The organism is Acinetobacter sp. YH12040 (genome assembly GCF_013420005.1).
In the GTDB taxonomy this organism is placed as follows: domain Bacteria; phylum Pseudomonadota; class Gammaproteobacteria; order Pseudomonadales; family Moraxellaceae; genus Acinetobacter; species Acinetobacter amyesii.
On sequence record NZ_VOZB01000011.1, the window covers coordinates 1 to 13,747 of the forward strand.

Consider the following 13,747-nt stretch of genomic DNA (forward strand, 5'->3'; position numbering starts at 1 on the left):
GCCTATTTAAGTGATGTGCTGAAAAGGTTGCCGACACATAAAGTGACTCAGATTGAAGAATTACTGCCACATCGCTGGAAATCCAACTCAAATTAAAAAATAGGCATGGGGTTCAGCGGACGCTTACATTGGTATATATTTTTATATAATATGAACTGCATTTAATATTAGAAAGTTTCTGTGATTTATGTCAGATTAATTTTGTTAGCATTTTGCGTAGCTTTACCCTGAAAAAAGTAGCGAAACCATGCTTAAAAAAGACTTAATAAAATCGGATCTACCTACTGAACAATTGGCTGTATTAGAAGCGTTGCCAATGCCTGCTGCGTTATTTTCTGCGACAGCTGAACTGATATGCGCCAATCAAATATTTAAACATCGATTTCAGTCAGACTTACAAGAGATTGTATTGAATCATGTGTCCGTGATGCAGCAAAAAACCAAAGCCACAAGTTCTGAGTTTGATTTACGCTGTTTTGAGAACGATAGCATTGAACCCTTTATGTATAGTGAAAACGAACGGCATTATTGGTTCACGCTCAAACCAAAGTTTCAACAAAGTGGCGATTTGGAACATGTGCTGTTGTGCTGTGCGGACATAACGAATTTAAAGCAATTCGAATTATCGCTGTTGAAACATAACCAACAACTCGAACAACAAGTTTATTTTGATTATCTGACAGGGATAAAAAATCGACGAGGTTTTGATTTAGACCTTTCTCAGTGGCAAAAAAGCTTCGCGGTTGAACAAGCCGATGAAATTTGTTTGATGATGCTCGACTTAGACAATTTTAAGCAAATCAATGATATCTACGGTCATGCGTTTGGCGATGAAGTTTTAAGAAAAAGTGCGCAGCTTTTAAGGGTGCAAATTAGTCAACACGCAGATGCACAAATATATCGCATGGGTGGGGAAGAGTTCGCAATAATTTTGCCACGCACAGCAATATCGACCGCATGTTCGATTGCACAACAATGTTGTGAGCAAATCTATGCTTCTTCGATGAGTTATGCGGATAAAGCTCTACAACTGAGTATCTCATGCGGAGTGGCCCTGTGGGATGGTACGGAGTCATTTTTTGAAACATTGGCACGTGCCGATCAGGCTTTGTATCAAGCCAAGAAAGGTTCGAAAAATTGTACCTGTTTTAATGATGGACAAAATGTGGCGCTATTTGAGGAAACGACATTTAAAAAACCATCAGACTGTGGGAAAAACACATAGATTTAGGCCGTAACATAGAGAAAGATCTGAGAAAGCAGTATGATGCAACAGGTCAAAATTGACAGAAAACATTGGCAGTCGATTTGCTAATGAACGAAGCAGTTAAATATTTAAAGTATTTGAGGTGAATGTGTCTTCTTTAACAGACGTTTCCACACATGCCCTGACAGAAGCGCAGCAGCGTATTCAGCAGGATTTACTGACAGCGCTTGATGCATTTTCAATTCCAGAACCCTTAAAAGGGGCGGTGTATCATGCTGTGATGTTGGGTGGAAAACGCGTTCGACCGGCACTTTGTTATGCAACAGCAGCGTTAAAACCCAATACCAATTTTGCAGCCGTACGCCGTGCTGCTGTGGCGATTGAATTTATTCATTGCTATTCATTGGCACACGATGATTTGCCGTGTATGGACAATGATTTACTTCGTCGTGGTCAACCAACTTGTCATGTGGCTTTTGGTGAAGATACGGCCTTACTTGCTGGCGATATTTTACAATCGATGGCTTTTGAAGTTTTGGGCAGTCGTCTCTTTGATCAAGGCCCAGCCGTTGAAGCGCCGATCATCTTGAAGCAAATGCAAATTTTAGCGACAGCAACTTCAAAAATGGTCAATGGACAAGTCCTAGACTTACAAGCGGAAGGCAAGCATGTCAGTCAGGATGAACTGGAAAATATTCATCGAAATAAAACCGGCGCTTTAATTTCTGCTGCAATCATGATGGCTGCAGTGACGATATTTAATGGCACAGATCAAGCCATTCCTAAACTCCGCGAATTTGGTCTCGCGATTGGTTTAGCCTTTCAGGTGCAAGATGATATTTTAGATATTATTGCTGATACTGAGGCATTGGGTAAAACTGCAGGTAAAGATCAACAAGTGGATAAATCGACATATCCTGCGTTAATGGGTCTCGAGCAAGCCCAAGCTTATGCAGAAGAATTACATGCACAAGCGCTTCAAGCTTTGGATTATTTTGCAGAAGATGCGGCAGAATTACACAAGATCACACAGTTTTTATTAAAACGTCAAAGTTAATATGACGCAGTAAAAGACCTCAGCCCACACATGTAATCTGTTGTGGGCTTTTTTATATCAAGAACATTTGGAACAGAAGTCAATAAACCATATACGGAATAGCTAAATGGATGACATGATAAAAAAGAAAAAAGGACGCCTAGCGTCCTTTTTTGCAGATATTAAAACTTAGAAATTAAATTTAAGTGCTATTGGTCTTAAATACTTTCTTTATAGATACGATCTGCTTCTTCAAATTTTTCAGTGACTTCAGCAGATGGCGCTTTGCCCATTAAGCTCACAATGATGATTGCAATGAGTGAGCAGATGAAGCCCGGTATAATTTCATAAACCCCTGTATCGCCCCAGAGGTTTTTCCATAGAATAACCATAACCGCACCGACCACCATACCTGCTAAAGCACCATTGAGTGTCATGCGTTTCCAGAACAATGACATGATAATCAGTGGGCCAAATGCAGCACCAAAGCCTGCCCATGCATATGCGACGAGACCAAGGACTTTAGAGTCAGGATTAGCCGCCATATAGATCGCTAGCAACGCAATCATTAACACCATAATACGGCCGACCCAAACCAATTCTTTTTGTGAAGCATTTTTGCGTAAGAATGATTTATAAAAGTCTTCAGTTAATGTACTTGAGCAGACTAAAAGCTGACAGCTTAAGGTACTCATGATGGCAGCTAAAATCGCAGCCAATACGATACCTGCCACCCATGGGTTAAATAGAATTTTAGTCAATTCCATAAAGACCGTTTCAGGGTTTGCTGTAACGACACTTGACAGTTCTGGATGCTGTTGGAAATAAGCAATACCGAAGAAGCCTGCTGCAACTGCGCCACCGAGGCAGAGCGTCATCCATGTCATACCAATACGGCGTGCATTAGGAATCGATTTAACTGAATCTGCTGCCATGAAACGCACTAAGATATGCGGTTGACCAAAATAGCCTAAGCCCCATGCCAATAATGACATGATTGCGACAAAACTTAAGTCAGCAAATACATTCATCGCTTGAGGGCGTGCTGCTTCTAGTGCCAGAGTGAACTGGCTTAAATCAGAGAATGACAACATGACCACGATAGGGGTAAGTAGCAAGGCAAAAATCATAAAGCCCGCTTGAATGGTATCGGTCCAACTCACAGCAAGGAAGCCACCAATAAACACATAGCTCACTGTTGCGATGGCACTGATCCAAAGCGCAGTGCTATACGACATACCAAACATACTTTCAAATAATCGAGCGCCTGCAACCATGCCTGAAGCACAGTAAATTGCGAAGAAAATCAAAATAATCACAGCAGACACGATACGTAAGATTTTCTTTTGATCGTTAAAACGATTTGAGAAATAGTCAGGTAGGGTCAAAGCATTATTTTGAACTTCGGTATGTACACGGAGACGACCTGCTACAAGTAACCAGTTGAGCCAAGCACCGATGATCAGACCAATTGCAATCCACATTTCAGATAAACCTGAAAGGTAAATCGCCCCCGGAAGACCCATGAGCAACCAACCACTCATATCCGATGCACCTGCAGAAAGGGCAGTGACAAAGCTCCCTAATCGGCGGCCACCTAAAATGTAGTCAGAAAAGTTACTGGTCGCACGGTATGCAAGTAAACCGATCACGACCATGGCGACAATATAAAAGAGAAAGGTAATTAGGGTGGGATTCAGGGAGCTCATACGGTATCCGCTTTGGCGTTGGACAATTGCGTTTAATTAGGGGACTCAATGGGATTTGCCTAAGCCAAGTAGGTGAAATCGAACGATAAGTCCTAAAACGTCAAAAAAATAACGTGAAATTTAAACATAAATTCACAAACTTTGCCTTCTTTTTTGTTTTGGGCATAAAAATGGGCCGTATGTCACGCCCCATTTTTATTAATGTGAAGATTTAGTTATTACGTCCCATCACACCACGAATCGTATTCAGTACATCCGCAGGTAAAACCACAGTTTTGGCATTATTAGATTTAGCCATATCTTGCATGGCTTTAACGTATTGTTCACCCAGTAAGTAAGCAACTGGAATTTCTTTATCGCCGACGGCTGAACTCACCATTTCAATTGCACGCTGTGACGATTCTGCCAATACCACTTGAGCTTCTGCATCACGACGAGAGGCTTCTAAACGACCATCTGCTTCTAAAATAGCCGCTTGTTTTTCCCCGTCTGCCTTGGTCACTGTCGCACGACGTTGACGTTCAGCGGCCGCTTGCTCTTCCATCGCAGCTTGCATGGTATGAGAAGGTTTAATATCTTGAATTTCTACAGTTTTAAGCGTAATACCCCAGTCAGAAATATCGTCAGAAATTGCGGCTTTAAGTTTAGCCTTAATATGATCACGCGATGACAGTGCATCATCGAGGTCCATTTCACCGACAATTGAACGTAAAGAGGTTTGAACTAAGTTTTGAATCGCCCATGTGTAGTTTTCAATACCGTAAACTGCTTTTTCAGGCGTGGTTAAATTGATATAAGCCACAGCATTCATCAGCAGTACCGCGTTGTCACGAGTGATCACTTCCTGAGAGGGAATATCTAACACGATATCTTTGGTTGTCACTTTATAAGCCACTTCATCGACATACGGAATCACAAAGTTCAGCCCCGGATTGAGCGTGGTATGGTATTTACCTAAACGCTGAACAATCCATTTATAACCTTGGGGAACAATACGGACACCTTTAAAAATGGTGACGGCTACAAAAACTAAGAGCGCTAAAAAAACAATAGAAACACCAGACATGTCATTTCTCACTTATTTATGGATTGTCAGTGGGGTGGTTGCTGCTGTGCAGTTGGACGACTAAATCATTGCCTAAAATATCGGTCACGCGAACACGGTCGCCGACTTGAAGTGCATCTTGGGTACGGCAATGCCATTCGTCTGAACCTAAAACAGGCATCGGGAAGCGAACTTTAACGCTGCCATGATTGAGCTGGGTTTGAATCACCATACCCACTTGGCCAATCGTCGCTTCACGGGACAGACCTGCTTTGGTTTTATCGATGGATAAAGGTTTAATAAATTTGAACCACAAAAATGTGCAGAGCACGGCAAAAATAATCCAAACCACAATTTGGACATTAAAGTCCATGGATGGAAAGATCCAATATAAGATCCCAACCAAAATTGCGGAAACGCCAAACCATAGCGCAGCAAAAGACGGCAAAATTAGTTCAAAAAGCATCAAAGCGACGCCCAATACAAACCAGTGCCAAGGTTCTAAAATAAATTCCATACATCTACTCTTATATAAGGGTGAATTGATATAGATGAACCAGTATCTATATCAATGTAGCAGATGTATAACTCAATGAATATAAAAAAAATCGTTGAATTATATTTTCGCTTTTGGTGCTGGTTTAAAGGCCGCAGGGGACTGTTTAAAGTTATCGATCGCCTTAATAATGCTATTCACTTTGAGCTGTGCGGCTTTTTCACCTTCTAAAATCGTCGCATTGCTCGACTTCAAATCGAGTGTGCCGATATGTCCCACTTTAGGTTGAATCACGAAATTAGCATTTTTCAGTTCTTCATTAATACTTTGTTGTCCCATGATGTTAATGGTTTGATCGAGTAAACCAAACATGCTTACGGCTTTGCTACCGTCAGGACGCGCAGAAATATCAACAGCAATCACGATATCTGCACCCATATCACGTGCCGTTTTCACTGGAATCGGGCTGACTAAACCCCCATCGACATATTTAACCCCTGCAATAGTCGCAGGTACAAATACATTCGGAATGCTGCACGATGCACGCACTGCTTGGCCAGCATTGCCGCGGTTAAATTCAGTTTTGCTGCCATTATCTAAACGGGTGGCTACAGCAGCAAAGCGTTTTGGAAACTGTTCAATTGGTTTATTGCCGACGTTTTTATTGACAAAGTCTTGCAGTTTTTGCCCTTGAATAATGCCTTGGCTATTTAAGGTTAAGTCACGAATATCGGACTCTTTAAAGTTTAAGGCCAATTGCTGCATTTGATAAGGCGTTTTACCGCTGGCGTACAAGCTACCGACAAAACTACCCGCACTGGTCCCAGTCACAATTTTAGGTTTAATACCGTGCGATTCAAGCACTTTAAGCACGCCAATATGAGCAAAACCTTTGGCACCGCCACCACCGAGCGCAATCGCGATCACCGGTTCACGTGCTTTGGCTGGTGTAGGTGTCGTGGTTGCAGGCGTTTTGGTTGCAGAATCACAGCCAGTGAGTGCTAATACGAAGAGGCTAGGAATCAGGTAATGCAAAAGTTTCATGGGTGAAATCTGATGGTTAAATATACAAAGTGCACATCACATCAAAAAAATAGCCATTTGACTAGGGCTTTTTCCAGTGCTTTTGTAACGGCAAGGCCAACCATTCGGGATTTTTCGGGGAAAACTTCCCGTCATATATCTTCAAAATTTTTTCGAGATCAGTTTCAAAATCTCCACTCGGTTCAAAAACACCCAAGCAATGAATGGTTTTCTTTGCATAATCAAAGCTAAACATCACAATAGGTATCTGTGCTTCATAGGCAATATAGTAAAAACCACTACGGATTTTATCGGCTTTTTTTCGTGTTCCCTCAGGTGCCATTCCAATCCAAATTTGATCTGTCGCTTGGACAATCTCAGCAATTTCACGCGTCAGTCCATGTGGATTTTCACGCTGCACAGGGATCACGCCGATCCAATCCAAAAGTGGTTTTAAGGGAGTATCGAAAAGGGTGTTTTTGCCAAAAATGGTTATTTTTATCCCGATCCCAAGCAAGGCGAGAAAGCCGTGCCATGCATCTATATTAGAAGTATGCGGAGAAATGATCGCTACAGCTTTGGCAAGGTTGGGAAATTCGCCGTCAAATTTCCATCCTTGTGCCAAAAAAAGTTTTTTAAATATTGCGCGGCTCAGAGTGGAACCACGTGATGGGACTTGATCGGGCAAAACCGGAAATAATAGAGTCTTTTGATTCATTGCATATTCTTATATAGGTGAAATCCATTTTTGATGTGATGCACATTTAAAAGTACGGCATCAGCATTGACCTTTATCTTAGGTTGATGATTTTTTTAGATCATTGGCAAAATAGCCGTATTTTGACTACTCTAAATGTAACTTCAGCGCACTCAACATTTAGGAACTTATGATCCAGCTTCGTCAGCTCAATCTTTTACTGTTTTCTTTATATTGGGCGCAAGGGTTACCTGTCGGTTTTATGACGCATGCTTTACCAGTGATTTTAAGAGCGCAAGGTGTTTCTTTGGCACATATAGGTGGCTTTGGATTACTCATGCTGCCATGGTCGATCAAAGTTTTTTGGGCACCGTGGATTGATCGACATGGTTCAAGGTCCAAAGGGCACTATCGGAGTTGGATTATTCCAATGCAGTTGTTGTCCGTGTTGGTCTTGGTCTTCCTGTCTTTTTTGCCGATCCAAAGCTTGAATGAACCAATGTATTTGCTGCTGTTTTTTGTGGCTTTACTCAGTATGAATTTGGTCGGTGCAACTCAAGATGTTGCAACGGATGGCTTGGCTGTCAATATTTTAAAAACTGACCAACAGCACTGGGGCAATACCTTTCAGGTGATTGGTTCAAGACTTGGCTTTATCGTGGGTGGTGGCGCTGTGCTTTGGGCCTTGGATTGGTTGAATTGGCAAGCCACCTTTCTGTTTTTAGCGGCATTGGTGTTCATCAATACGATTCCTATTTTTCTGTATCGAGAACCTTCAAAGCCACCAATCAACATAATTTCCTCTCAAGAGAATGATAACAACCATAAACATACTTCAGGCTTGTTCTACGCCATTCGCCAGTATCTGACTTATTTTACTCAAACTAAAACTCTCTCACTGTGGCTGATGATCTTGTTGAGTTTTAAGCTTGCAGATGGTCTGGCAGGTCCTTTACTTAAGCCACTGATGGTCGATTTAGGATTGAGCTTTAGTCAAATTGGTCTGTATATCACCATGTTAGGTGCGGTGGCTGCTTTAATTGGGGCAGGGCTTGCTAGTCTTAGCTTGAAGTATATTTCTCGGGCGCAAGCCTTGGTTTTCTATTCGGTATTGAAAATATTCAGTTTATTGGCCTATGCATGGCTGGCTTTGCAGTTCGAGGCAAAACGGCCCGTCCATGAATGGCTGATCTATGGGATCAATGCTGCCGAAGACATGATTTCAGCCATGCTGCTCGTGATCATGCTGACTTTGGTGATGCAATATAGTCGTAAAGCATTTGCAGCAACGGACTTTACATTTCAGGTTGCCATTATGGCGACGGTGAGTGGGGGGCTGTATAGCATCAGTGGCATAGTGGCCGATCAGTTGGGTTATAGCACTTATTTATTTTGGATCACAGGTTTGGCTGCATTGAGCTTAGGCCCGATTCTATTTTGGGGAAAAGCATCAAAAAATGACCAAAATCACTTCTAAATCATGATTTTGGTTGTTTTTTATCAGCTAAAGCACTAAAAGAGCAATGCAAATATTATTTTAATAATTTTGTAATATGTTTCCCGTGTGTAATATCTGTTACAAAATAATTTAAGGAAAATTTTTGATGAAAACTAAGTTAGCAGCGGCTATCGCATTGAGCCTTTTGGCTGGTTCAACCTTTGCAGCACCAACCTTCTACGGTGAAATTGATGCGTCTGTTGATTATTTACCTGAAGATAATAAAACGGGTGTTTCAGACAAAGATGTCGTTGAAATCAGTTCAAACAGTTCTTTCTTGGGTTTAAAGGGCGATGAAAAACTGACAGACCGTTTAAGCGCAGTTTATGCAATTGAATGGGCATTTAACTCAGACGGCGAAGGCGATGACTGGTCTAAGCGTAACCGCTTCGTTGGTTTGAAAGATGCGAAACTTGGTACATTGAAAGTTGGTGCACACGATACACCATTAAAACAATTGTCTAGTCCGGTTGATACATTCAACAACTACGTGGGTAACCGTGCTGATGTTACAGGCATCATGACCGGTGAAAACCGTGTCGATAACGTTGTTGTCTATGAATCACCAGCATTTAAAATTGCGGAAGGTGCAATTAAAGTTAATGCATTGCTTGCAACTGGTGAATCTTCAGGAATCAAGAGCGACAAAGGTGTAGTAAAAACCGCAGGTCGTGGTCTTGGCGATGCTTGGTCGGCGTCTGTTGTCTATGACAGCCCCGTTGTTGTCGCAGGTTTGGCGTATGACAAAGCCATTCCATCGAACTTTGGTGGTGTAGGGATCTTAAATGCTCAAACTCCTGAAGTTACAGGTACCAAAGTATTTGCTGCTGCAAATACCGTTCGTGCGATTGGTCGCGTAAATCTTGAGGGCGGTTTGGCACTCAAAGCACTGTATCAAACATCAGAGGTTGAGGCTGCTAAAGGTAATGATGTTGCAGCAGCAAATATTGATGATGCTCAAGGTTGGTTAGTCGGTGCAGAATACAATCTACCATCTGCAAAAGCGTGGACAGTCAAAGCACAATATAGTCAAAATACCACGACCTATAAAGTGGGTGAGGATTATGAAGCTCAGCAATTCATTGCAGGTGCAGATTATGCATTTAGCAAACAAGTGAAAGCTTATGGTTATGCAGGTTACTTAGCACTTGAACAAGGTTCTAATGAAAGTGAACAACCTGTTCTAGGTACAGGTCTAGAATTTAAATTCTAAAACTTTGATTTAAGTTGTTCAAAAGGCGATGTTTTACATCGCCTTTTTTGATTTTTCTTGTTTGGTTTTGATCAGTTTTAAGTGATTTTTAAGTTTGAATTTTTAGATTAGGGCATCAAAGATCAATAATTGATGCCAATATGCTTCAGGTCATAGCTAAAATACAGCAAAAAATTCCAAGACTTAGTTTAAGTCAATTTAACCTCGTGCTTGCCTTATGGCTTGGGGTGGTTTTGAACCTCGCGTTTTATCAGCAAATCCAGCAGCTCACACCTTATACGGGGCTGAAGGCCGGACTATTTTTAGCGGCAACCGTACTGGTGGTAGTGGCACTTTATAATGTGCTGATGCAACTACTGCAATGGCGATGGAATTCAAAACTTTTGGCGAGTGTTTTGCTGATCATTGGTGGCTTGAGCGCTTATTTCGTCAATAGTTTAGGCGTGACCATTACATCTGACCAAGTGCAGAACATGATGCAAACAGATGTAAAGGAAGTGCAGGATTTAATCTCGCCACAATTTTTTATCTGGGTCTTTGGACTGGTTATTTTGCCAGTGCTATTGATCTGGCTTTTGCCACTGCATAAAGAAGCCCTAAGCACTGTCGTAGCCAAAAAGGGTCTACATATAGTGCTATCGCTCATCCTTTTGGGTGCTTTGCTGTTTGTTTATTTTGTTGATTATGCAGCGATCTTTCGTGAGCATCGTGACTTAAAAGGCATGCTCTCACCACAAAACAGTATCGCTTCGACATTTTCCTATTATCACAAAAAAGCACCGAAACAGAATTTGCCATTGCTGAGCTATGGTGAAGATGCACATATGGTTGAAAACGTAAGCGCCAAAAGCTTACCAAAATTGATGGTCTTGGTGGTTGGTGAAACTGCGCGCGCGGAAAGTTTTTCACTCAATGGCTATGCTAAAAATACCAATCCTGAACTCAGTCAGCAAAATATTATCAATTTTAGCCAAGTCAGTTCATGTGGCACCGCAACCGCTGTGTCTGTTCCTTGTATGTTCTCGGGTATGTCGAGAACCGAATATGACGAACAGCTTGCAAGTCATCGCGAAGGTTTACTCGATATTGCACAGCGTGCAGGCTATAAGGTGACGTGGCTAGATAATAATTCAGGCTGTAAGGGCACATGTACACGTGTTGAAAAATATGAATTTCCTGAAGCACTGAAGAAAAAGTGGTGTGATGCCGATGGCGAATGTCATGATGAAATCTTAGTGGATGGTTTGAAGGCATATTTGGCTTCGATTCCCAAAGCAGATCAAACTCCCCGTTTAATTGTGTTACACCAAATGGGCAGTCATGGCCCTGCCTATTTCAAACGAAGTACCGCAGCGTTTCAAAAATTTAAGCCAACCTGTAATAGCAATGCCATACAGGGATGTAGCTCGACAGAATTAATAAATAGTTATGACAACAGTATTATCTATACCGACCATGTGCTGAGTGAATTGATTAACACCTTAAAAGTGACTGACCACTATCAAACAGGACTGTGGTATTTGTCCGATCATGGCGAGTCGACAGGTGAACATGGCTTATATTTACACGGTTCTCCATACGCAATTGCACCGTCACAGCAAACCCATGTACCGATGTTGATGTGGTTTTCACCGGCGTGGCAAAAAAATAATTCAGCGCAATATACTTGTTTAATGGCACAAAAAAGCCAAAAATTAAGTCAGGATAATCTATTTCCATCGCTATTGAGTTTGCTCGATGTGCAGACTCAAGTGATTGATGAAAAAAACAATATGTTGCAACAATGTACTTCAGTACAGCGCAGGACTTAAGCCATGCACAAAATACTTATTATTGAAGATGATTTCATGATTGCCGAATCGACTAAAACCTTGTTGAACTATCAACAGTTTGAAGTCGAGTGGGTGAATAATGGTATCGATGGCTTAAAGCTCATAATGCAAGGGGGGATTGATATCGTCTTGCTGGATCTAGGTTTGCCGATGATGGATGGTATGCAAGTCCTGAAACAAATTCGTCAAATCCAGCCTAAATTTCCGGTATTAATCATCTCGGCACGTGATCAATTACAAAATCGTGTAGATGGATTAAACCATGGGGCAGATGACTATCTGATTAAGCCTTATGAGTTTGATGAATTACTTGCACGGATTCATGCACTCCTTCGACGCACAGGGCTGAGTTCAGTCGAAGCACCACAGAAAATTTTAAAACATGGTGAATTGATTTTAGATATCGAACAGCATCTTGCACGCTATAAGGGTCAATATGTCGATTTATCTAACCGTGAATGGGCCATATTGATTCCACTGGTAACGCATCCGAATAAGATTTTTTCGAAAGCCAATTTAGAAGATAAGCTTTACGATTTTGATAGTGATATCAGCAGTAATACTATTGAAGTGTATGTGCATCATCTTAGAACAAAATTAGACAAAGATTTTATTCGCACCATTCGTGGTTTAGGTTATCGACTCGGTTAAGGCAAAGGAATTATCAACCATGCAGCAGCCTTATTCTCTGAAAAAGAGACTAATTATTTATGTTTCTGTTTTCAGTATGCTTTTGGGCTGTCTTTTGGTGTTTTCAGCTTATCGAATTGCACTTGAAGAAATTAATGAAATTTTAGATGCGCAAATGCAAAATTTGGCGGAACGTGTTGCAGAGCATGATCCGCAGCCCATTCGCAGCGAATTTGATCAACATAAGCGTTATCACGAAGAAGATTTATTTGTCGATGTGTGGACCTATCAATCCAATGCGCATCAAACCCATCAATTAAAATTATTGGTCGCGCCTCAGCCCAAAGCCGGTTTTTATACTCACAGTACCCAACAAGATGAGTGGCATACCTATATTTTGCCACTTGCAGATCGGCAAATTCAGGTCAGTCAGCAAGAATCGGTTCGACAACATCTTGCTGCTGAATTGGCTAGTAGTATGTTTATTCCCTATTTGGTTTTCATACCTTTTGCATTAATCGCTTTGGGATGGTTGATTCAACGCAGTTTAAATCCACTGGAAAAATTTAAAAAAGAACTGGTAAAACGGGATGCCTTTGAACTTTCTCCAATCTCTCAAATGCCTTATCCAGAGGAAATTGCACCGACTATTATCGAAATGAACCAGTTGTTTGAACGAATTTCGTTGTCGCAGCAGGAACAGCGCCAGTTTATTGCTGATGCAGCGCATGAGTTACGGACCCCGATTACTGCACTGAATTTGCAAATGCAGATTTTGCTACAAAAATTCCCACAAGATGACGCCCTACAAAATTTGAGTAAAGGTTTAATTCGTATTCAGCATTTGGTCAGTCAATTATTGAGTTTGGCAAAACAAGACGCCTCGGTCTTTGAGCTTGAGCGCAAACAACATTTTGATCTCAAGCAAGTCGCAACCAATTGTGTCGAGCAACTGGTACATTTGGCGATGCAAAAAGATATTGACCTTGGCATGGAGCAACAACAGAGCATTGCCTTATATAGTCTTGAGCCAACCGTACATTCAATCATTTTTAATTTGATTGATAATGCCATTAAATATACCCCTGCACAGGGCATGATTAATGTCTCCGTCTTTGAACATGCGGGGCAGGCGGTTGTACAGGTTGAAGATAGTGGGCCTGGCATCGACCCTGCTTTATATGAGCAAATTCGAAAACGCTTTTATCGAATTTATAATCATGAAGAAATTGGAAGTGGTTTAGGGCTGGCAATCGTGGATAAAGCCGCAAAACATATCGGTGCGGAATTGGAGTTTTCTCAAAGTGAAACATTGGGTGGTCTGAAAGTGAGTTTACAGATCCCATTTAGTGAATCATGAG

At 41.4% G+C, this 13,747-nt stretch carries 13 protein-coding genes; 8 read left to right on the forward strand and 5 right to left on the reverse strand.

Annotated elements, in window-relative coordinates:
• From FTT99_RS12465 to FTT99_RS12475, 3 genes are all read left to right on the forward strand, one after another.
• Positions 1-96 (forward strand): transposase domain-containing protein (locus FTT99_RS12465; protein WP_141192730.1); only part of this gene is annotated, 96 nt, incomplete at its 5' end.
• A 151-nt stretch (positions 97-247) separates the two neighbouring features.
• Positions 248-1,225 (forward strand): GGDEF domain-containing protein, encoded by a 978-nt coding sequence (locus FTT99_RS12470; protein ID WP_180132013.1) that lies wholly within the window; start codon positions 248-250, stop codon positions 1,223-1,225.
• Between the two features lie 130 nt (positions 1,226-1,355).
• The gene (locus FTT99_RS12475) at positions 1,356-2,264 is read left to right on the forward strand and encodes a polyprenyl synthetase family protein (RefSeq protein ID WP_078193048.1); all 909 of its coding nucleotides are present in this window, start codon (positions 1,356-1,358) and stop codon (positions 2,262-2,264) included.
• Between the two features lie 197 nt (positions 2,265-2,461).
• Here FTT99_RS12475 and putP read toward each other — a convergent pair whose 3' ends face one another.
• The 5 genes from putP to FTT99_RS12500 all read right to left on the reverse strand — a co-directional run bounded on the left by putP (position 2,462) and on the right by FTT99_RS12500 (position 7,234).
• Positions 2,462-3,952, reverse strand: coding sequence for a sodium/proline symporter PutP (putP, locus tag FTT99_RS12480; protein WP_111885594.1), 1,491 nt, complete (start codon positions 3,950-3,952; stop codon positions 2,462-2,464).
• Positions 3,953-4,163: 211 nt separating this feature from the next.
• The gene (locus FTT99_RS12485; protein WP_078189969.1) at positions 4,164-5,018 is read right to left on the reverse strand and encodes an SPFH domain-containing protein; all 855 of its coding nucleotides are present in this window, start codon (positions 5,016-5,018) and stop codon (positions 4,164-4,166) included.
• Positions 5,019-5,034: 16 nt separating this feature from the next.
• The gene (locus FTT99_RS12490; protein ID WP_078189968.1) at positions 5,035-5,514 is read right to left on the reverse strand and encodes an NfeD family protein; all 480 of its coding nucleotides are present in this window, start codon (positions 5,512-5,514) and stop codon (positions 5,035-5,037) included.
• Between the two features lie 99 nt (positions 5,515-5,613).
• Positions 5,614-6,537 (reverse strand): patatin-like phospholipase family protein, encoded by a 924-nt coding sequence (locus FTT99_RS12495; protein ID WP_180055353.1) that lies wholly within the window; start codon positions 6,535-6,537, stop codon positions 5,614-5,616.
• A gap of 61 nt (positions 6,538-6,598) precedes the next feature.
• On the reverse strand, positions 6,599-7,234 hold the full coding sequence (locus FTT99_RS12500) for a 1-acyl-sn-glycerol-3-phosphate acyltransferase (RefSeq protein WP_180132012.1): 636 nt from the start codon (positions 7,232-7,234) through the stop codon (positions 6,599-6,601).
• A 169-nt stretch (positions 7,235-7,403) separates the two neighbouring features.
• Here FTT99_RS12500 and FTT99_RS12505 point away from each other — a divergent pair, with 169 nt between their 5' ends.
• The 5 genes from FTT99_RS12505 (at position 7,404) to FTT99_RS12525 (ending at position 13,746) form a co-directional block, all read left to right on the forward strand.
• Positions 7,404-8,690: an MFS transporter gene (locus FTT99_RS12505; RefSeq protein ID WP_180132011.1), complete on the forward strand. Its 1,287-nt coding sequence runs from the start codon at positions 7,404-7,406 to the stop codon at positions 8,688-8,690.
• A gap of 127 nt (positions 8,691-8,817) precedes the next feature.
• A complete protein-coding gene (locus FTT99_RS12510; protein ID WP_180132009.1) occupies positions 8,818-9,924 on the forward strand; it encodes a porin in 1,107 nt (368 codons plus the stop codon).
• 140 nt (positions 9,925-10,064) lie between these two features.
• Positions 10,065-11,735 (forward strand): phosphoethanolamine transferase, encoded by a 1,671-nt coding sequence (locus tag FTT99_RS12515; protein ID WP_180132007.1) that lies wholly within the window; start codon positions 10,065-10,067, stop codon positions 11,733-11,735.
• A gap of 3 nt (positions 11,736-11,738) precedes the next feature.
• Positions 11,739-12,407 (forward strand): response regulator transcription factor, encoded by a 669-nt coding sequence (locus FTT99_RS12520; protein WP_180132005.1) that lies wholly within the window; start codon positions 11,739-11,741, stop codon positions 12,405-12,407.
• A gap of 19 nt (positions 12,408-12,426) precedes the next feature.
• Complete coding sequence (locus tag FTT99_RS12525; RefSeq protein WP_180132003.1) at positions 12,427-13,746, forward strand: ATP-binding protein; 1,320 nt, start codon at positions 12,427-12,429, stop codon at positions 13,744-13,746.
• Position 13,747: the final 1 nt, after the last annotated feature.

What these genes read in the sequence shown, in the direction of transcription:
- FTT99_RS12470 (WP_180132013.1), top strand. Translation starts at nt 248, where the DNA reads ATGCTTAAAAAAGACTTAATAAAATCGGATCTACCTACTGAACAATTG.
- putP (WP_111885594.1), bottom strand. Translation starts at nt 3,952, where the DNA reads ATGAGCTCCCTGAATCCCACCCTAATTACCTTTCTCTTTTATATTGTC.
- FTT99_RS12485 (WP_078189969.1), bottom strand. Translation starts at nt 5,018, where the DNA reads ATGTCTGGTGTTTCTATTGTTTTTTTAGCGCTCTTAGTTTTTGTAGCC.
- FTT99_RS12490 (WP_078189968.1), bottom strand. Translation starts at nt 5,514, where the DNA reads ATGGAATTTATTTTAGAACCTTGGCACTGGTTTGTATTGGGCGTCGCT.
- FTT99_RS12495 (WP_180055353.1), bottom strand. Translation starts at nt 6,537, where the DNA reads ATGAAACTTTTGCATTACCTGATTCCTAGCCTCTTCGTATTAGCACTC.
- FTT99_RS12500 (WP_180132012.1), bottom strand. Translation starts at nt 7,234, where the DNA reads ATGAATCAAAAGACTCTATTATTTCCGGTTTTGCCCGATCAAGTCCCA.
- FTT99_RS12505 (WP_180132011.1), top strand. Translation starts at nt 7,404, where the DNA reads ATGATCCAGCTTCGTCAGCTCAATCTTTTACTGTTTTCTTTATATTGG.
- FTT99_RS12510 (WP_180132009.1), top strand. Translation starts at nt 8,818, where the DNA reads ATGAAAACTAAGTTAGCAGCGGCTATCGCATTGAGCCTTTTGGCTGGT.
- FTT99_RS12515 (WP_180132007.1), top strand. Translation starts at nt 10,065, where the DNA reads ATGCTTCAGGTCATAGCTAAAATACAGCAAAAAATTCCAAGACTTAGT.
- FTT99_RS12520 (WP_180132005.1), top strand. Translation starts at nt 11,739, where the DNA reads ATGCACAAAATACTTATTATTGAAGATGATTTCATGATTGCCGAATCG.
- FTT99_RS12525 (WP_180132003.1), top strand. Translation starts at nt 12,427, where the DNA reads ATGCAGCAGCCTTATTCTCTGAAAAAGAGACTAATTATTTATGTTTCT.